This is a genomic window from Streptomyces sp. NPDC060205 (assembly GCF_042728395.1).
Lineage (GTDB): Bacteria > Actinomycetota > Actinomycetes > Streptomycetales > Streptomycetaceae > Streptomyces.
The window spans coordinates 1-18,038 of sequence record NZ_JBHWZP010000194.1 but is presented as its reverse complement, the minus strand read 5'-3'; the positions used below and the strand labels follow the sequence as shown (position 1 = coordinate 18,038).

Below are 18,038 nucleotides of genomic sequence, written 5' to 3'. Positions count from 1 at the left end.
CGTACGGCTCCCGCTGGCAACGCCCACCCCCGTGGAAACACAGGGCAGTGCGCACGGGAGGCTGCGAACGGACACACCGGCACGGCCCCGCCCCCACCACGGCCACGCCCCGCAACAGACACCCGTCAGAACAAAGCGCTGTACGCATTCAACGCAGGCTGCCCACCCAGATGCGCGTACAGCACCACGGACTCCGGCCCGATCTCCCCGCGCGCCACCAGATCCACCATCCCCGCCATGGACTTCCCCTCGTACACGGGATCGGTGACCATGCCCTCGGTCCGGGCGGCAAGCCGCATGGCCTCCAACGTCACGTCATCGGGAATCCCATAGGTCCCCCCGTGATACCGCCCGTCCAACTCGACATCGGCCTCGGTGATCTCCTCCCGCACACCGATGAGCCCGCCGGTGTTCCGAGCGATCCGAACAATCTGCTCCCGAGTCCGGTCGGGCTCGGCGGACGCATCGATCCCGACAACCCGCCGCACCCGCCCCCCACCCTCCTCCAGCGCACGGAACCCGGCCACCATCCCCGCCTGAGTGGACCCGGTGACGGAACAGACAACGACGGTGTCGAAGAAGACCCCCAACTCCGCCTCCTGCTGCGCCACTTCATAAGCCCACCCGGCAAACCCGAGCCCACCGAGCGGATGATCGGAAGCTCCCGCGGGAATGGCATACGGCTTCCCACCCGCCTCCTCGACCTCCCGCAGGGCCAGCTCCCAGCTCTCCTTGAACCCGATCCCGAACCCGGCCCGCACGAGCCGCACATCGGCCCCGGCCAGCCGGCTGATCAGGATGTTGCCGACCTTGTCGTACACGGCGTCGGGCCAGTCCACCCAACTCTCCTGCACGAGCACGCACTTGAGCCCGGCCCGAGCGGCACAGGCAGCCACCTGCCGGGTGTGGTTGGACTGCACGCCGCCGATCGACACCAGCGTGTCGCACCCTTGGGCGAGCGCGTCCGCGACGAGGTACTCCAGTTTGCGGGTCTTGTTCCCGCCGTACGCGACACCGGAGTTGCAGTCCTCGCGCTTGGCCCAGAGCGAGGCCCCGCCGAGATGAGCGGTCAGCCGCTCCAGCCGATGCACGGGCGACGGCCCGAACAGCAGGGGATAACGCTCGTACGAATCCAGGGACATGGGTGAGCCCTCCAAGATCGAACAGCTGTGTCAGTCAAGGTCGACGAGACCTTCGAGCCCTCGCCAGATCTCCGAGGTGACCCGGACGGCCTCGTCCACATCACCCTCCGCGCACGCCTCGATGAGCCGCTCGTGCAGCCCGGCCGAGCGGCAGTTGCCCCCTTCACCGAAGCGTCGCCTCTCCAGCCGCCGGATCAGGGGCGTGTACCGCGCGACGGTGGAAGCCGCCGCGCGGTTACCGCTCACCCGCACCGGCACATCGTGCAGCTCGTCGTCGGCACGCAGGGCGGCATCGACATCCCCCGCCCGCACGGCATGCGCGAACCGCGCGTTGGCCGACCGCATGGCGTCGACGTCCGCCCCCCGCAGCCGCGGCACGGCGACGCGCACGGCCAGCTCGTGCATGGCCCCGACCACGGCCGCCGCGTCCCGCACATCGGCGGCGACGACCGCGGTCACCCGCGTATAGCTCTGCGGCTTGCTCTCCAGCAGCCCTTCGTCGACGAGCCGCGCGAAGGCGTCCCGCACCGGCGCCCTGGACAGTCCGAGCCGCTCGGCGAGCTCGGCGTCACGCACGACGGCGCCGGGCGCGATCTCCCCGACGACGATGGCGTCACGAATGGACGCATAGGCCTGATCCCGAAGGAGCGTCCGCGGCACCGGCCTCATAGTCATAATTAAAATGTTAGATGTCACTCATCCTCGACACAAGCCCGAGTGGGCCCGCTTCACACAGCCCACGGCCAGTCGGCATCCCGAGCGGACTCAAGCAGCGGAACCATCCGAAAGGCAGCATCCGAGAGCCCCCCGAACACATGCCGATGCGCGGCTCCGGCCGCACCCCCGGCCCCGCCCCCCGAAGGCGCATGCCCCGCCCGATACCCCGCGAGGTTCCACGTGTACACGGGCACATGCGCCGGAATTTGCTCGGTCGGATCCCCGTAGTGGCTGTACGTGGCCTGCTCGTCGGTGACGATCAGCACCCGGTCGTGCTTCCGGTAGTGCTTGCGTACCGCCTCGGTCGTGTTCGTGCCCCCCAGATCACCGAACCGCCCCAGCACCTTCAGCACGGACTCACCCCGCCGGAACCGCACCGCACCACTGCTGGTGCCGAACTCGACGAGATCGGCCTTCTCGGCCCGCAGCGCGAGCGCCGTACCGAAGACCGCCGCCGCGTCGGCCCGGTTGAGGTCCGAGCGGTCAGACATCCGCGAGTAGAACATCGAGCCGGACCGGTCGACGAGGACGAGCGTCCGCCCGCCCAGCGCCGGCACATTGGCCAGCGAATGCCCGAGCGCCTGCTCCAGCGGATGGGCCCACCGCAGCGAGGGCGCGTGCTGATAGGCGGCGAGATACCGGAACGGAAACTGCCGGGACCGCGCGACCTCGTCCGGATCACTGATCTTCTCCGCGACGAGAGCGGTTACCTCGTCCGAGACACCGGCCTCGTCGAAGTTGCGAAGGTTGCGCACGAGAGCCATGGCCCCCATGGACGGAATCACGGCCTCCCAGGCAGCGGCGTCCATCGGCCCCTGCAGCCACCCGGCCAGCGCCTCCCAGGTCATGCCGGCGTCCGCGAGCCGCCGGGCACCGTCCTCGGACGTCACGACCGCGCGCCGCTCCCCCACCGGCACGGCCATCAGCTCGCGGTGCGCGGTGAGCACCCGGTCGGACGCGGGCGGCACGGCGGTCTCGGGATTGTGCCGACGGTCGAGCGCGTACCGGAACAGCTCGCCCTGCCACGGCTTCTGCGGATCGGGCGCGGCGTGCACGAGATTCAGGACGTCCCCGAAGCGGTACCCCTTGGACGCGGTGTCGTACTTGAGCAGCGACCTGCCCCCGTACAGCCGCCGCACGGCGTCGGCGATCCCGCGCTTCACGGGCTTGGGCACGGCCCGCCCGTACCGCGAGGTCCAGTACGCGAGCAGCTCACCGGGCTCGTCCGGGCGCCGCAGCACGGACGCGACGACCTGCCGGTTCGCCGGCCCGTCCGTGGCGCCCACGTCGAGGCGCGCCTTGACGTACTCGGCGGCGCCCACGATCGACGCGGTCCGCATGTTGCCCTCGCCGCGCAGCCAGTCGAGCAGGGCGGCCGTCCACGACGGGTCCGCGACGGCCAGCTGCCGTACGAGCGCGGCGAACCGGTCGTCGCGCGCCTCGCCGCTCTCGTAGAAGGTCTTCTGCGCGACGAAGTTGGCGATGGAGAGCAGGAACAGCTCCGAGCGAGGGTCCCGCTCGGCGCCCCGCCCGCCCTCGTACGTCCGCAGCACGCGCCCCGTGGAGGTGACACGCGAGGTGCCCCGGGCCTTCGCCGCCTTGGTGTTGAACCGCGCCATGGTGAATTCCCCCGAATTCATGAATGTTCCGGAGGGAGGCGCAGCAAAGGGAGCGTGCCCGAGTTCAAGGGTCGGCGGCGGACTTTTTCCAGATGCTCTACCGAATTGAGCTACACCGGCCCGAGGCCGATGACGGGACTTGAACCCGCAACAGTCCGATCCATGAAGTAACCGCTGCCTGCGCACCGGGCACACACCTTTTGCTGCGCCTCCCGAGATCAAGTCGGCTGCGGCCTGGATTCTTTGGAAGAGAAGTAGCCGCAGCCATCGCACCGGGAGGTGCATGACATTGTGTGTCCAGATCCGGCGAAGCAGATCCCGCCTCCGCACCTGGACGTTGTCCACTGTAGAAGGCGTGTCACGGACCGGGCGAACGATTAAATTCCCGCTACGGGGAACGTATTTCAGCGGCGCTTCTGCCGCTTCCAGGGTCCCTTGATCGCGACCATGATGCCCGGCACCTGAATGTTGGCGTACAGGGTCTTTCCGTCGGGCGAGAAGGTGACGCCGGTGAACTCGCTGAACTCGGGCTCCTCGGCGGTGCCGATGTTCAGGTCGTTGCGGGCGATGGGATACGTACGACCGCTGTCCGTCGCGCCGAAGAGATGCGAGACGCCTTCGCCGTCCTCGGCGATGACGAGACCGCCGTACGGGGAGACGGTGATGTTGTCGGGGCCGTCGAAGGCGCCGTCCTTCGACGGGTCGGGGTTCACCCCGAGCAGCACCTTCAGGGTCAGCGTGCGGCGCTTGGGGTCGTAGAACCAGACCTGTCCGTCGTGCTGGACGGGGCTCTCGTCACGGGCGTACGAGGACACGATGTACGCGCCGCCGTCGCTCCACCACATGCCTTCGAGCTTGCGGGCGCGGGTGACCTCGCCGGTGCCGAACTGCTCGCGCACCGGAACGGTCCTGCCGTCCCGGTCGGGCACGTCGATCCAGTCGACCCCGTACACCGTGCCGATCTTCGTGGCGCGGGACAGGTCGTCGACGTAACGGCCGCCGGAGTCATAGCACTTGGGCGCCTGGAGCACCCCGGCGTCGTCGGCGAGGGTACGGAACCTGCCGCGGCCGTGGGTGAAGCCGTGCGGGGGCTTCCAGCGGAAGAAGAGGCCGTTGGGCTCGGAGTCGTCCTCGGTGAGGTAGGCGTGGCCGCGCTTCGGGTCGATGACGACGGCCTCGTGGTCGTAGCGGCCGAAGAACTTCAGGGGCTTGGGGTCGCGGTTGGCCCGCCGGTCGACCGGGTCGACCTCGAAGACGTAACCGTGGTCCTTGGTCATGCCGTTCTCGCCGGCCCGGTCGGAGTTCTCCTCGCAGGTGAGCCAGGTGCCCCACGGGGTGCTGCCGCCCGCGCAGTTGGTGGAGGTGCCCGCGATGCCGACCCATTCGGCGACCGCGCCGCCGGGACGCACCTCGACGACCGTGCAGCCGCCGGAGGCGGCCGGGTCGTAGACGAGGCCCTCGGTCAGCGGCACCGGGTACGCCCAGTTGGCGCGCGGGCCCTTCAGCTCGTGGTTGTTGACGAGGAGGGTCGTGCCGCGCGGGCCGTCGAAGGTGGCCGTGCCGTCGTGGTTGGAGGGGGTGTACTCGCCGGACTCCAGCTTGGTCTTCCCGCTGTGGGTGACGACGCGGTAGGAGAACCCGGCGGGCAGTGCGAGGACGCCCTTGGGGTCGGGCAGGAGCGGCCCGTACCCGACGGCCCCGCCGTGCCGCTCTCCGGCGTCCCCTCCGTCGCCTCCGTCCTCGCCGTCGTCGCCCGCGGTCTCGGTGTCCGTGGACGCGAGGGCGCCGGGCGCGGTGGCGAGTGTGCCCACGCTGCCGATCAGGGCGACACCGGCACCGGTGATCGCGGATCGTCTGGCGAAGTCCCTGCGGGTGAGCGACATGCTGTCTCCTGTGACGGTGGAGTGTGACCGTGGCGAGCGGTGAGCGAGGAGCGGCTGACCCGGGGGTCGGCCACACGGTCCCGCCCGTGACTTAACGCCGGTTGAACGCCGTCCGACATTCCGGGACCCCGTTGTGTGAACGGGCCCCGATCCGCCCCTGCGGCCCCACGCACCCCGTACGGCCCATCAGCTCTCGCGTCCGAACCGCGGACCGGAATAATCTCGGGAGCACGGACCGGCACGACCGTACGGCGCATGGGAGGCGAGCTGAAGTGGATGCACGTCAGGCACGCCATCTTCATGAGGAGCGGTTGCTGGGGATGGCGAACGTGAGTGGGGTCGGGACGGGGCGTGACGAGGAGTCCGGGGAGGATGTCGTCGTCGTGTTCGTCACGCGCAAGGTGCCCCGTGACGGGCTCCGCCCCGAGGACACGATCCCGGACACCCTGGAGGGCATCCCGGTCCGAGTCCTCTCCATGGACGACCCGTCCGACCCCTGACCCTTTTCCTTCGCCCCCGCCGCCCCTACCCGTTCCCATCACGCAGGGGGCTACGCCCCTCGCCCCCTGATCGCGCTACGCGCTCGTCCTCAAACGCCGGACGGGCTGACATACCCAGGGGCGCGGGGAACTGCGCAATCCTTCGGGCCCGCCCCCACCTAACCCGCGGACAAGCCAAAAGCTGCACGGCTGGGGCGCAGCCCCGCCTTTCAGGGGCGCGGGGAACTGCGCAATCTTTTGGCCCCGCCCCCACCGAACCCGCAGACGAACCCCAAGCCCGTCCGGCGCCTGAGGACCGGGGGCCCGGGGGCCTGGCCCCCGCCTCACTGACCGTGCTGCGACCGAGCCTTGAACGCAGCCTTCCGCGCCTCCTTTGCCACCTTCTTGTCCGGATGCAACCGCCCCATCGCCTCCAGCACGTCCGGCGTAGCAGGATGCTCCACCCGCCACGCCGCCGCGAAGAACGACCCGTGCTGCGCCGCGAGCCCCTCCACCAGCGCCTGCAGCTCCTCGGAGTTGCCCTCCGCGGCGAGCTGCGCGGCGATCGTGTCGACGGTCAGCCAGAAGACCATCTCCTCGGACGGCGGCGGCACGTCCGGGACGCCCCGCTCGGCGAGCCAGACCCGCGCGAGCCCGCCCAGCTCGCCGTCGTCGAGGACCTCGTGCAGCGCGGGCGCGGCCTGGGTGCCGACCAGGGACAGCGCCTGCTGGCAGCGCAGCCGCCGCAGCGGCGCCCCCGCGTCGGCCCCGCGCGCCGCGGCGAGCAACTCCCGTGCGGCGGCGAGGGGTTCACGCCGGGCGAGCCACTGCTCGGTCTCGGCCTGCGCGGCCATGGGCGGGAACGCGGACGTGCTGTCGAGGAGCACGTCCGCGCCCTTGTCGGCGAGGTCGCCCACGGCGGGCGCCGCGAACCCGGCCTCCAGGAGCCGCGCCCGGATGCCGTACACCCCGAGCGGGGTGAGCCGCACCATCCCGTACCGGGAGACGTCCGTGTCGTCCACGGCTTCGCCCGACGGGGCGGCCGGCTCGTCGCCGACCTCGGCCATGAGCGCCTCGTCGACCGGCTGGAAGTCGACGAGCCCCACCGGCTCCAGTGCCCGGAACTGGTCGTCGAGCCGCATCATCGCGTCCGACACCTGCTCCAGGACGTCGTTGGTGGGCTCCCCCATGTCGTCCGGCACGATCATCGACGCGGCGAGCGCGGGCAGCGGGACGGGGCCGTCGCCGGGCCCGTCCTCACTGGCGGTCAGCAGGTAGAGGTTGCCGAGGACCCCGTCGAGGAACTCGGCCTCGGCCTCGGGGTCCCAGTCCAGCGCGGAGAAGTCGATCTCGCCGCCCTCGTCCATGGCGTCCACGAGGTCGTCGAGGTCGGGCACGCTCGCGTCGGCCAGGACCGTGTCGAGGGCGCCGAGCCACAGCCCCAGGACGTCCTGCGGTGCTCCGGACAGGACGAGGGTCAGCTCGGCTCCGGCGGCGACCGTGCCCTCCTCCTCGTCCACGACCGCGACGAGCCCGGTGTCCACGGCCACCCGCCAGGCCTCGCTTGCGTAGGCCGCGGCGTCCTCGCCGTCGAGTGCCAGTTCCGCGGCGGCTGCCGCGAGCTGCTCCTCGACGAGTTCGCCCCCGGCGCCGACCCTGGTGTCCGGGCCGGCCCAGCGGGCGAGCCGCACGGCACGCGACAGGAGCGGCGTGGCGAGCGCGTCCCGTGCGAGTTCCGCTTCGGAGTGCAGACGCACCGGCGGCAAGGGGGAGCTGTCTGACATCGGCTGGTTCTCCTAGGACGAACGGACGTCGATCTCGTATCTCGGCGCCCGTCTGGACGCACCGCACCTCGCGTCTCCGGCGCCCGTCCGGACGCACGACGCGGTGCCCCGGGGCCGCCCGGGAGAACACCCTCCGGCCGCCCGGAAACACGACCTCAGCCTAGACGGATTTGGGCCCATGCCGCCCGGTTCATGAACCTGACAGAAGTGTTAAGCCAGGAAACCTTGACAAGTGCCGTGGCCTGGCACGAGATTGACGCGCGTAGATTCCACCCTCGTCCCACCCTTGTCACACCCGCGTCCCACCCCGCCCCGCCCTCGTCCCGGCGCCCACGCACGTCCCCGGAGGGATTTCGTTGCCGAGCAAGTCTTCCGCACGCATCGCCGCGCTCACCGTCGCCGCCGTCTGTTCCACGGTCTCCTCCGTGGTCGTCACGTCGCCCGCCCACGCGGACTCCGTGGCCGTCCACGACATCCAGGGCTCCACCCGGACGTCCCCGCTCGCCGGTCAGCAGGTCACGGATGTGGCCGGCCTCGTCACGGGCGTACGGACCTACGGTTCGTCCCGCGGTTTCTGGATCCAGGGCACGACCCCGGACGACGACCCGGCCACCAGTGAGGGCGTCTTCGTCTTCACCAGCTCCACGCCGAAGGTCGCCGTCGGCGACTCGGTCACCGTCTCGGGCACGGTCACGGAGTTCGTGCCGGGCGGTGCCTCGACCGGCAACCAGTCGGTCACAGAGATCACCCGTCCGACGGTCACGGTCGTGTCGAGCGGCAACACGCTGCCCGCGGCCACCGTCGTCAACAGCCGTTCCGTACCCGCCTCGTACGCGCCCGAGGGCGACCCGGCGGCGAACGGTTCGGTGAACGGCCTCACGCTGCGGCCGAAGAAGTACGCCCTCGACTTCTACGAGTCCCTGGAAGGGATGAACGTCGCGATCGGCTCGTCCCGCGTGGTCACCGCGACCGACCCGTACGCGGAACTCTGGGTGACGGTCAAGCCGCACGAGAACCCGAACCGCCGCGGCGGCACGGTGTACGGCTCGTACTCCGCGCAGAACACCGGCCGGCTGCAGATCCAGTCGCTGATACCGACCGCCACGCAGCCGTTCCCGACGGCGAACGTCGGGGACACCCTGAAGGGCACCACCGAGGGCCCCCTCGACTACAACCAGTTCGGCGGCTACACACTGACCGCCCGCACCATCGGCACGGTCGAGGCCGGCGGCCTGGAGCGCGAGACGACCCGCAAGCAGTCGCGCACGGAGCTGGCCGTCGCCACGTACAACGTCGAGAACCTCGACCCAGGCGACGGTACGTTCGCCGCTCACGCGGCCGCGATCGTGGACCACCTGCAGTCGCCCGACATCGTGTCCCTGGAGGAGATCCAGGACAACAACGGCGCGACGAACGACGGTACGGTCGCCGCCGACCTGACGCTGAGGAAGCTGACCGACGCGATCGTCGCCGCCGGCGGACCGGCCTACGAGTGGCGCTCCATCGACCCGGTGGACCTCGCGGACGGCGGTGAGCCGGGCGGCAACATCCGCCAGGCGTTCCTCTACAACCCGGCGCGGGTCTCCTTCGTCGACCGTCCGGGCGGTGACGCCACCACCGCCGTCGGAGTCACGAAGGTGCGCGGCAAGGCGCAGCTGACGGCCTCTCCTGGCCGAGTCGATCCGGCGAACGCCGCCTGGACGAACAGCCGCAAGCCGCTCGCGGGCGAGTTCTCCTTCCGCGGCGAGAGCGTCTTCGTGATCGCGAACCACTTCGCGTCGAAGGGCGGCGACCAGTCGCTGCACTCGCAGTTCCAGCCGCCGGCGCGCAGCTCGGAGACGCAGCGCCACCTCCAGGCGACCGCGGTGAACGCCTTCGTCAAGGACATCCTGGCGAAGCAGCGGAACGCGGACGTCGTCACGCTCGGCGACATCAACGACTTCGAGTTCTCGACCACGGCGAAGCTCCTGGAGGCCGACGGCGCCCTCTGGTCGGCCGTCAAGTCCCTGCCGAGGAGCGAGCGTTACAGCTACGACTACCAGGGCAACAGCCAGGTCCTCGACCAGATCCTGATCAGCCCGTCGATCCGCAAGGACCGCGACTTCACCTTCGACAGCGTCCACATCAACGCGGAGTTCTCCGACCAGATCAGCGACCACGACCCGCAGGTGCTGCGCTTCCGCCCGTAGCCGTTCAGGTGCCTGCCGGAGTCGCTCCGGCCGTACGCCGCCGGGCCCGGCCCCGACGTCAGGGGGGCCGGGCCCGGTCGTGTCCGGGGGCGGGACGGCGGGCCGTCAGCGGCCGGGTTCGTAGGTGAGCTGTTTGATCTGGCGCAGGGTGAGGACGGTCTCCACGGCCTGGACGCCGTCGAGGACCCCGATCCGCTCGCTCAGGTACGAGTACAGGGCGCCGGTGTCGCGGCACAGGACCGCGGCGACGATGTTGGCCTGGCCGGTGACGGCCGCGGCGAAGCCGACCTCGGGATGCCCCGCCAGCGCGCGCCCGACCTCGTCGAGGGCGGAGGGAGCGACCGTGAGCCAGAGCATCGCGTCGATGGAGTGCCCCAGGGATTGGCGGTCGTTCTGTACGTCGAAGTAGAGGACCCCGCAGGCTCGCAGCCGGTCCAGCCGCCGTTTGACCGCCGACTCCGTCTGCCCGGTACTGCTCTGGAGTTCGGTGAGCGGGGTCCTGCCGTCGCGCCGGAGCACCGCGAGCAGCGCCTCGTCCTGCGCGTCCAGGGTGACGGGGTCCGTGGGCGTCGCGACGGGCGGCGGGGTCAGCGCGGCCTCCTCGTCGGGGTCGAGGGCCCGGAGTTTGTTGAGCCAGCCGAGCGGGCCGCCGTAGAAGGAGTGCAGCAGGCAGTGCGCGCTGACCGAGATGACGCGCGGGGTGCGCGGCAGCCGGTCGAAGAGCAGTTCGTCCCGCTCCTGACTGGACCGCGGCTTCATCGCGCACATCAGCTCGGTGCCCCCGGAGAACAGCCCGATGTACGAGGTGTCGGGGCGCCGGGCCAGTGCGGCGGCCAGTTGTTCCGCCGCGTCGGGCGTGCAGCGCAGCCGCACCACCCAGCTCTGTCTGCCGAGCCGGCTCTCGTCGGTCATGCCGAGCACCCGCAGACCGGCCGTGGTGCGCAGGCGGCGGTAGCGCCGCGCGACGGTCTGGTCGGAGACGCCGAGCACCTGCGCGAGCCGGCTGAACGGCGCCCGGCCGTCCAGCTGCAGCGCCTGCAGCAGCTTCAGATCGAGGGGGTCGAGGGGGTCGTTCGTGCGGGACTCCACGCGCGCGCCCCGCTCTCTGGTCCGTACCTCTGGCCCGTATCTCCGGTCCGTATCCCTGGTCCGTGCGGCTCGGACGGGGAACCGCCGACGATCATCCTACCGAGGAGGGTGCCGGGGTGCCGGAGCGAGAGTGAGGCCCGGACCCAGGAGTGTGTTCCCGGGTCCGGGCCTCGCACCGGCGCCCTTCCCGTCCCCACGGAGGGCACCCGGTAAGACGCCGGATCACTGCGGCGGGTTCATCCCACCGTCGATCGGGTTCCGGTTTCGACGCCCGGGGCGGAACCGGTCGCGGAAACCGCACCGGAGCCGGCCACCGGCCTCGTCGTCTGCCGGGGACCGCGCAGCAGGACGGCCGCGACCGCCGCGGCGAGCAGGGTCAGCAGCGCGGAGACGACGAGACACAGGTGGAGGCCGTCGAGGAAGGCCTCGGACAGCGCGCCCAGGGCGCGCCCCTGGGCCGGACCCAGGTCCATCCGCGCGACCGCGCCCAGTCCGCCCTCGTCCACGGCCGCGACGACACTCTGCCGCTGGGCGCCGGTCAGGCCCGCGTCGGCGAGGTGCCCGGACAGGGAGCCGGTGGCCCGGCTGGTGAGCAGGGCGCCGAGGACGGCGGGGCCGAGTGCGCCGCCGACCTGCCGGAAGGCGTTGTTCCCGGCGGCGGCCATGCCGGCCAGGTGATGCGGTACGGAGGCGACCGCGGTGGCGGTCATGGGCGTGATGACCAGTCCCATGCCGAGGCCCAGCAGCGCCAGCCGCCAGACCAGCGAGACGTACGAGGTGTCGGCGTCGATCGTGGTCAGGGACAGCAGGGCGCCCGCGCTGACGAGCAGGCCGCCGGTGATCAGGAGACGTGCCGACACCCGGTGCATCAGGCGGCCGACCGGGGCTCCCACCAGGATGGCCATGAGGCTGACCGTCACCAGCCGGGCGCCCGCCTCCAGGGTGCTGAGCTGCTGGACCATGCCGAAGTACAAGCTCAGGGCGAAGAAGAACCCGATCAGGCCGAGGAAGCTGATCATGGCGACCAGGGTGGTGGCGCTGAAGGCCGCGCTGCGGAACAGCTTCAGGTCGAGCATCGGGCTGTCGCTGCGCCGCTCCACCAGGACGAAGGCGACACCGGCGACGACGGCCGTGAACAGGGCCACCAGCACCTTGGGGTCGGTGAAGGACTCGGCGCCGCCCTCGATGACCCCGTAGACGAGTGCGGTGATCGCCAGGGCGGCGGTGAGCTGGCCGGGCCAGTCCAGCCTGCGCGAGCCGGCGGCGCGCGAGTCGGTCAGCAGCCGGGCCGCGAAGACCATGGCGACGAGCGAGGCGGGCACCGCGAGCAGGTAGATCCACCGCCAGGCGAAGTGTTCGAGGACGAGCCCGGCGATGATCGGGCCGAGGGCGAGCGCCGACAGCAGGGACATCGCCCACAGGCCGATGAACTTGCCGCGCTCCCGGTGGTCGGGGACGACATGGCTGATCAGCGCGAGAGTCGTGGGCAGCAGTGCCGCGGCCCCGATGCCCGCGAAGGCCTGACCGATCCAGAGGACCTCGATCGACTGGGCGGACAGGGCGACGGCCGCGCCCGCGGCGCAGAAGGCCAGGCCCGCCTGGAAGACCTTCTTGCGGCCGTGGACGTCACCGACGACTCCGGCGGTGAGGATGAGGGCGGCCATGGGCAGGACGAACGCGTCGGACACCCAGGCCAGTTGGGCGGTCGACGCGTGCAGCGCCCGCTGGATGGCCGGCAGGCTCACCGAGACGGTGGTCACCGGCAGATAGGCGACGAACACACCCACGCAGGCCATGACGAGCGTGGCCGCCCGCCGCCCCTGCGAGACGCTCGCCGTCGTTGTGACGTTCACGGAACTCTCCCCCTCGCGGCGTCACACGCCGCGGTCGGCTGTTACGGCGCCCACTTTCGCCACCACAACCGAAGCGGAGCCAGCCAGGGCCAGAATTTCCAGGAAATCCGACACCGAACCCACATCCGACAGGGTTTCCCGACCCACCACCCGAGCCCCGCAGGGGGGCGCGAGGAACTGCGCGACCAGCCCCCACCAACCCGCGGACACAGAACCGGCCCGCTTCCAGGGGCGCGAGGAACTGCGCGCTCAGCCCCCACCAACCCGCAGGCGCATCACAACGCTCCCGAGGGGCCCCGCACAACGCCCCCGATACAACACGGCCGAGCCGTCACTCAACCGCGCCCGTTGCGACGCCGCCGCAACACCCCCGCCGCGACCACAACCCCCGCCCCGGCGAGCAGCACCGGCTTGGGATTGCGCCGCCCGGCCTGCACGACAGCCGTCGCAGCGTCACGCACCGGCTGAGGCACACGCTCCTGCACGACGTGGCCCGCCACAACGGCCTTCTCCTGCACGACGTGCCCGGCCTGCACGGCCTTGCCCTGCACGGAGTGCCCCGCCTCGGCCGCCTTGTCCTTCAGCTCGGCGCCCCGCGCCTTCGCCCGGCCCTTCACATCGGCCTTCGCCGCCAGCTCCTCGACCGTGTCGCCGAGCTGCGTACGGGTCTCCTCGATCTGGCGCCGCAGTTCCTCCGGCCCCTCGGTCCCGGCGGCGGGCTTGTCCGAGAACCCGCCGATCTCGACCGGCTCGTTCGTGTCCTTCATCGGTGCGCCCTTTCCTTGATCTCGTCGACGTCGGCCCGCACGCTGTCGAGCGTCTCCTCGGGCATCGGAGGGGTGGCACGGCCGAGTTGCGAACGGCCGGTCTTCGCCAGCACGGCCGCGGTCACGAAGAGCACGGCGGTGACGATGAGAGCCGCCGCCCACACGGGCAGCACCAGCGAGAGCGCGGCCGCACCGGTCGCGGAAAGGGCCATCAGCCCCACGTAGGCGACGGCGCCGGCCGCACCGAGGAGCCCGCCGCCGCGCCCCGCGCGCCGCCCTTTCTCGGTCAGCTCCTGTTTGGCGAGCCGCACTTCCTGCCGTACGAGTTCGGAAAGCTGTTCTGTGGCCTGCCCGACGAGTTCACCCACCGAGTGCTGCTCGTCCGGCCGCCGGTTCATGGTCCCGGTCATGGCGTTCCGCCTCCTTTCGTCCGGGGGGAACGCCCGGGTACCCGGCTGGGCCGTCACTACCCCTTCCCGGTGCCCCGCTCGCCGAGCCGTGCCAGCTGGCTCTGGAACCAGTCGAGCCGGGCCTGCAGAAGGGCGGCCTCGGCGGCCAGCTCGGAGACGCCCAGCCCTTCGGGCAGACCGGCACCGGCGGACTCCTCGACCCCGCCCCCGGCCCGTACGCGCAGCCCCTCACCGCCCAGCCGGGCGAAGGTCGCCAGGGACACGGCCGTACGCCCCCGTACGCATCCGGCGCAGGAGGCCGCCAGGCACCGCCAGCCCGGCCTGCCCCAGCCGGCGTCGGCGAGCGCGACGGCGACCGCGCCGCACGCGCAGGGCCCGACCGTGGCGGTGCGCACCCGCTGCCGCGCGTACCGGAAGCCGAGTTCGAAGCGGAGGTACGCGCCGAGGACCGTCACTTCGAGGAGGACGGCGGCCCGGTGCTCGGCCGTGCACAGCATCGCCTCGGCGGCCGTACGGTCGTGGACGCAGTGGAAGCCGCAGTCGCAACGGCGGTGCGGCGCGCGGTGCCGCAGTCCGTAGACGCAGTGCGCCTCGTCGAGGACCCCGTACGGCAGCGCGCCGCCCAGCGAGACTCCGGTGAACCCGGCCCGGTCGCCGTCCTGGGACAGCATCGGGTGGGCGATCTTGAATCCGGTCGGCGGCTCCGCCGGACGTTCCTCGGGGAGCCGCATCCTCATCGCGCGACCGGAACCTCTTCGGACCCGGACCCGGACCCGGACCCGGACGCGGGCTCCGGCCTCTCAGCCGTCTCAGCCCTCTCGGTCGTCTCGGTCGTCTCGGTCCTGCCGGCCGCATCGACCTGTTCGCCGAGCAGAAGTTCTTCGTCCGTCGTACGCGGTCGCTCCTCCGCGACTCCGGTGGCGAGCGCCTTGCCGAGCTTCATAACGCCTCCCGTGACCGATCAACACCGATATCACCGACTGCCGTCCCCGTCATGGTGACGCAAACCGGGGCAGGTGCCTAGGGCGCCCCCGAGCACCCATCCATTAGCATCCCTTACCTGTATGGCGCAGAAGAATTAAGTGGAGCTTCCAGGTCGACGGCCCGAGACTACTCCCATGACCACGACCTCGCCCCCAGTCATGCATCCTCGCCCCCGCCCCTTCGGCCGTGCCCTGTGCGCGATGGTGACGCCTTTCACCGACGGGGGCTCGCTCGACCTGGACGGTGCCCGGCGCCTGGCCGAGCGGCTGGTCTCCGAGGGCTGCGACGGACTGGCGCTGTCCGGGACCACTGGGGAGTCGCCGACCCTGACGGACGCCGAGAGGTCCGCGCTGGTGCGGGCGGTGACCGAGGCCGTCGGGGACCGCGCCGCGGTCGTCGCGGGCATCGGGACCGCCGACACCCGCCACTCCGTCCAGCTCGCGCTGGAGGCCGAAAAGGCGGGCGCGGACGGCCTGTTGGCCGTCACTCCCTACTACAGCAGGCCTCCGCAGGACGCCGTCGAGGCACACTTCCGGACGATCGCGGACGCTTCCGGACTACCGCTCGCGCTGTACGACATCCCGGGCCGCACCGGCACCCGTATCGAGCCGGAGACGATGCTGCGGCTCGCGGAGCACCCGCGGATCGTGGCGGTGAAGGACTGTGCCTACGACCTGCTGGGCACCCAGAAGGTGCTGGCGCGGACGGAGTTGGCGTACTACACGGGCTGCGACGAGTACGTACTGGCCCTGTACGCGGTCGGCGGTGCGGGATACGTCAGCACGGTGGCGAATGTGATCCCGCGTCACTTCCGGTCGATCATCGACGCGTTCGACGTCGGTGACACGGACGAGGCGGCCCGCCTGCAGCAACGCGCCATTCCCCTCACCGAGTTGATGATGGCGTCCGGGTTGCCCGGCACAGTGACGACGAAGGCACTGCTGAACGCCCTGGGCCTGCCCGGCGGTCCCGTCCGGGCACCGCTGCAGCCCGCCGGCCGCGGGACGACCGACGGACTGCTGACCGCGTACGAGCGCCTGACGGCCGCCGGCTGATCCCGCCGGCTGGTCAGCGTGCGGCGAAGATCGGATCCCAGCGCCCGTCCGCGCCGTCGTTCCCCTGACGGAAACCGCTCAGCGGAACGGTCTTCTTGTTGCCGATCGTGACGAGGACGAGCCGGTTGTGGAACTCGTTCGTGCCGGGCTCGATGTCCCAGGCGATGAGCCGCTTGTTGTCGACCCAGGCGAGCAGTTGCTGCCCGGGAATCTTGTAGAGCCGCTTGCCGGTGTACGGGTCGTTGATCGCGGAGGCGGTCGTCCTGGCACCGCCCGCGAAGTCGCCCGCTGCGAGCTTGCCGTTCGGGGAGAGCCCGGCCTCGACGAACCAGTACAGGTACTTCTCCTTCGCGGGCTTCTCGACCTCGTTGCCCTTGAAGTCGTAGTACTGCATCTGGGGTTCCGAGGTGAGGCCGGAGTAGACCAGCTTGCCGTCCTCGCTGAAGGCGAAGTCCTGGCGGACGTTGAGGTCGTCCTCATGGCCCGTGACCTTGCTCCAGGAGCCGTCCCCCGAGTCGACGTCGAGAACGTAGAAGCCGGTCCGGTCCGACTGGCCGAACCGCGTGTCCCAGTCGTTGTTCTTGCCGTCCCCGTCGCTGTCGTAGTCCGCCCGGAACCGCAGATCGGGGTTCTTGCTGTACGTCGTCGCGACTAGCTTGCTGCCGTCGGGCGAGAAGGCGACACTCGCGACGGCACGGTCGACGGTGATCCAGCGATCGACCTTGCCGGTGAGCAGGTCGAGCAGCCCGATCCGCCGGGTGGGCAGGTCCTTCTCCAGGACGGCGGCGGTGCGCAGGCCGGGGGCGACATCGAGGAAGGACCACTTGGTGGTCTTCACGTACTTGCCGGTCTTCTGGTCGAGGAGGCTGTAGGTGCGCCGGAAGACGCCCTTGTCCGGGGTCTCCTTGACCGTCTTGGCCGTGGAGTAGGCGGCCATCGCCATGTCGCCCGCCGCGATGAGGTCGCGCGGCGGTGTCTGGTCCGGGTGGGCGATGATGTCGCTCCGGTTCATCTGGCTGGCGAGCCGCGGCTCGTCCTTGCCGTCGAGGAGCGGCACCCCCACTCCGACGGCGACCGCGACCGCCGTGGCCACCGCGGCGCCGGCCAGCCTGCGGGTCCGGCGGCGGCGCCGGACGGCCAGGACACGACTGCCGAAATCCGGCGGCGGGGCGGTGGCCTCCGCGGCCTGCTCGTGCAGGGCGTCGCGTACGAGCTGATCCATGTTCACGGACGAACCTCCACGGGCGAGAAGTCGCGGGAAGGGCTCTGCTCGGCGTCGGCCGGACCGAGGGCGGTCAGCTCCGGCGCGAGCACGCGCAACTTGGCGAGCGAGCGGTGTGTCGTGGAACGCACGGTTCCGACCGAGCAGCCGAGGATCCGGGCCACGTCGGCCTCCGGCAGGTCCTCGAAGTACCGCAGGACGAGCACGGTCCGCTGCCGGGCCGTGAGCCGCGCGAGCGCTCCGCGCATCAGGATCCGCAGCTCCGTCGCGGAGGCGGCGTCCGCGCCGGCCGCCGTGCCGCCCGCTGTCCCGTCCGCCGTCTCGGGCGGCTCGGCGACGGTCAGCTCCCGCCGCCGCCACTTCAGCCGCCAGCGGCTCACCTGCTGCCGGTACAGGATCTGCCGTACGTACGCTTCCGGCTCGTCGATCCTGTGCCAGCGTCCGGCGGCCTTGATCAACGCGTTCTGCAGCAGGTCCTCGGCCGCGTGGCGGTCGCCGCCGCTGAGCAGCACGGCGGTCTTCAGCAGCGCCGTCGACCTGTTCTCCACGAACTCCGTGAACGCCTCGTGCCCCTGGGCATCCATCGTCACCGTCTCTTCCCCGCGGGCATCTCCCCCGCTCCCACCCGTACAGACGCCCGCACGAACCCCGCGCTATGCCTCGCCGCCCACGTTTCCTGCACCCGTCCTACGGTGCGGGTCCGGTGGGGGCTTGTCGCGCAGTTCCCCGCGCCCCTGGGATGGGTGACCGCCGTCCGACTGGTGCGGGCCCGGTGGGGGCTGAGCGCGCAGTTCCCCGCGCCCCTAAAAACGGGGCTGCGCCCCTGTTTTTGTCCTTTAGGCTGT

16 protein-coding genes are annotated in these 18,038 nt (G+C 71.1%); 3 read left to right on the top strand and 13 right to left on the bottom strand.

Annotation, left to right across the window (positions count from 1 at the left end):
- Positions 1-125 precede the first annotated feature (125 nt).
- From ACFWGJ_RS28580 to ACFWGJ_RS28565, 4 genes are all read right to left on the bottom strand, one after another.
- Positions 126-1,142, bottom strand: coding sequence for a 1-aminocyclopropane-1-carboxylate deaminase (locus ACFWGJ_RS28580; RefSeq protein ID WP_387330184.1), 1,017 nt, complete (start codon positions 1,140-1,142; stop codon positions 126-128).
- 30 nt (positions 1,143-1,172) lie between these two features.
- Positions 1,173-1,820, bottom strand: a complete 648-nt coding sequence (locus tag ACFWGJ_RS28575) for a GntR family transcriptional regulator (RefSeq protein WP_387330193.1) — start codon at positions 1,818-1,820, stop codon at positions 1,173-1,175.
- A gap of 50 nt (positions 1,821-1,870) precedes the next feature.
- Positions 1,871-3,478 (bottom strand): TROVE domain-containing protein, encoded by a 1,608-nt coding sequence (locus tag ACFWGJ_RS28570; protein WP_387330190.1) that lies wholly within the window; start codon positions 3,476-3,478, stop codon positions 1,871-1,873.
- Positions 3,479-3,882: 404 nt separating this feature from the next.
- Positions 3,883-5,361 (bottom strand): alkaline phosphatase PhoX, encoded by a 1,479-nt coding sequence (locus tag ACFWGJ_RS28565; RefSeq protein WP_387330181.1) that lies wholly within the window; start codon positions 5,359-5,361, stop codon positions 3,883-3,885.
- Between the two features lie 320 nt (positions 5,362-5,681).
- Between ACFWGJ_RS28565 and ACFWGJ_RS28560 the strand changes: the two genes are divergently transcribed.
- Positions 5,682-5,861 carry a hypothetical protein gene (locus ACFWGJ_RS28560; RefSeq protein WP_387330178.1) on the top strand — a complete coding sequence of 60 codons (180 nt, stop codon included), beginning with the start codon at positions 5,682-5,684 and terminating at the stop codon, positions 5,859-5,861.
- Positions 5,862-6,184: 323 nt separating this feature from the next.
- Here ACFWGJ_RS28560 and ACFWGJ_RS28555 read toward each other — a convergent pair whose 3' ends face one another.
- Positions 6,185-7,624 (bottom strand): hypothetical protein, encoded by a 1,440-nt coding sequence (locus ACFWGJ_RS28555; protein WP_387330175.1) that lies wholly within the window; start codon positions 7,622-7,624, stop codon positions 6,185-6,187.
- Positions 7,625-7,980: 356 nt separating this feature from the next.
- Between ACFWGJ_RS28555 and ACFWGJ_RS28550 the strand changes: the two genes are divergently transcribed.
- Positions 7,981-9,813 (top strand): endonuclease/exonuclease/phosphatase family protein, encoded by a 1,833-nt coding sequence (locus ACFWGJ_RS28550; protein ID WP_387330172.1) that lies wholly within the window; start codon positions 7,981-7,983, stop codon positions 9,811-9,813.
- Between the two features lie 105 nt (positions 9,814-9,918).
- On the opposite strand, the gene ACFWGJ_RS28545 is transcribed toward ACFWGJ_RS28550, so the two are convergent.
- The 6 genes from ACFWGJ_RS28545 to ACFWGJ_RS28520 form a co-directional block, all read right to left on the bottom strand.
- The gene (locus ACFWGJ_RS28545; protein WP_387330169.1) at positions 9,919-10,902 is read right to left on the bottom strand and encodes an Lrp/AsnC family transcriptional regulator; all 984 of its coding nucleotides are present in this window, start codon (positions 10,900-10,902) and stop codon (positions 9,919-9,921) included.
- Positions 10,903-11,138: 236 nt separating this feature from the next.
- Positions 11,139-12,755, bottom strand: coding sequence for a DHA2 family efflux MFS transporter permease subunit (locus ACFWGJ_RS28540; RefSeq protein ID WP_387330166.1), 1,617 nt, complete (start codon positions 12,753-12,755; stop codon positions 11,139-11,141).
- A gap of 335 nt (positions 12,756-13,090) precedes the next feature.
- Positions 13,091-13,522 carry a DUF3618 domain-containing protein gene (locus tag ACFWGJ_RS28535; RefSeq protein WP_387330163.1) on the bottom strand — a complete coding sequence of 144 codons (432 nt, stop codon included), beginning with the start codon at positions 13,520-13,522 and terminating at the stop codon, positions 13,091-13,093.
- Entirely contained in the window at positions 13,519-13,932 is a 414-nt protein-coding gene (locus ACFWGJ_RS28530) for a phage holin family protein (protein ID WP_387330160.1), read from the bottom strand. Before ACFWGJ_RS28530 ends, ACFWGJ_RS28535 begins: the two co-directional genes overlap by 4 nt.
- A gap of 56 nt (positions 13,933-13,988) precedes the next feature.
- Entirely contained in the window at positions 13,989-14,669 is a 681-nt protein-coding gene (locus tag ACFWGJ_RS28525) for a hypothetical protein (RefSeq protein ID WP_387330157.1), read from the bottom strand.
- A complete protein-coding gene (locus tag ACFWGJ_RS28520; protein ID WP_387330154.1) occupies positions 14,666-14,875 on the bottom strand; it encodes a hypothetical protein in 210 nt (69 codons plus the stop codon). Before ACFWGJ_RS28520 ends, ACFWGJ_RS28525 begins: the two co-directional genes overlap by 4 nt.
- Before the next feature lie 175 nt (positions 14,876-15,050).
- Between ACFWGJ_RS28520 and dapA the strand changes: the two genes are divergently transcribed.
- Positions 15,051-15,971: a 4-hydroxy-tetrahydrodipicolinate synthase gene (gene dapA / locus ACFWGJ_RS28515; RefSeq protein WP_387330151.1), complete on the top strand. Its 921-nt coding sequence runs from the start codon at positions 15,051-15,053 to the stop codon at positions 15,969-15,971.
- A gap of 13 nt (positions 15,972-15,984) precedes the next feature.
- Here the strand turns inward: dapA and ACFWGJ_RS28510 are convergent, their stop codons facing one another.
- Both ACFWGJ_RS28510 and ACFWGJ_RS28505 read right to left on the bottom strand, forming a co-directional pair.
- On the bottom strand, positions 15,985-17,199 hold the full coding sequence (locus ACFWGJ_RS28510) for a WD40 repeat domain-containing protein (protein WP_387330148.1): 1,215 nt from the start codon (positions 17,197-17,199) through the stop codon (positions 15,985-15,987).
- Entirely contained in the window at positions 17,196-17,777 is a 582-nt protein-coding gene (locus ACFWGJ_RS28505; protein WP_387330187.1) for a SigE family RNA polymerase sigma factor, read from the bottom strand. Before ACFWGJ_RS28505 ends, ACFWGJ_RS28510 begins: the two co-directional genes overlap by 4 nt.
- Positions 17,778-18,038 lie beyond the last annotated feature (261 nt).

Coding starts and splice junctions, on each gene's coding strand:
- ACFWGJ_RS28505 (WP_387330187.1), bottom strand. CDS start 17,777: ATGGATGCCCAGGGGCACGAGGCGTTCACGGAGTTCGTGGAGAACAGG.
- ACFWGJ_RS28580 (WP_387330184.1), bottom strand. CDS start 1,142: ATGTCCCTGGATTCGTACGAGCGTTATCCCCTGCTGTTCGGGCCGTCG.
- ACFWGJ_RS28520 (WP_387330154.1), bottom strand. CDS start 14,875: ATGAAGCTCGGCAAGGCGCTCGCCACCGGAGTCGCGGAGGAGCGACCG.
- ACFWGJ_RS28525 (WP_387330157.1), bottom strand. CDS start 14,669: ATGAGGATGCGGCTCCCCGAGGAACGTCCGGCGGAGCCGCCGACCGGA.
- dapA (WP_387330151.1), top strand. CDS start 15,051: ATGACCACGACCTCGCCCCCAGTCATGCATCCTCGCCCCCGCCCCTTC.
- ACFWGJ_RS28535 (WP_387330163.1), bottom strand. CDS start 13,522: ATGAAGGACACGAACGAGCCGGTCGAGATCGGCGGGTTCTCGGACAAG.
- ACFWGJ_RS28570 (WP_387330190.1), bottom strand. CDS start 3,478: ATGGCGCGGTTCAACACCAAGGCGGCGAAGGCCCGGGGCACCTCGCGT.
- ACFWGJ_RS28560 (WP_387330178.1), top strand. CDS start 5,682: ATGGCGAACGTGAGTGGGGTCGGGACGGGGCGTGACGAGGAGTCCGGG.
- ACFWGJ_RS28565 (WP_387330181.1), bottom strand. CDS start 5,361: ATGTCGCTCACCCGCAGGGACTTCGCCAGACGATCCGCGATCACCGGT.
- ACFWGJ_RS28530 (WP_387330160.1), bottom strand. CDS start 13,932: ATGACCGGGACCATGAACCGGCGGCCGGACGAGCAGCACTCGGTGGGT.
- ACFWGJ_RS28555 (WP_387330175.1), bottom strand. CDS start 7,624: ATGTCAGACAGCTCCCCCTTGCCGCCGGTGCGTCTGCACTCCGAAGCG.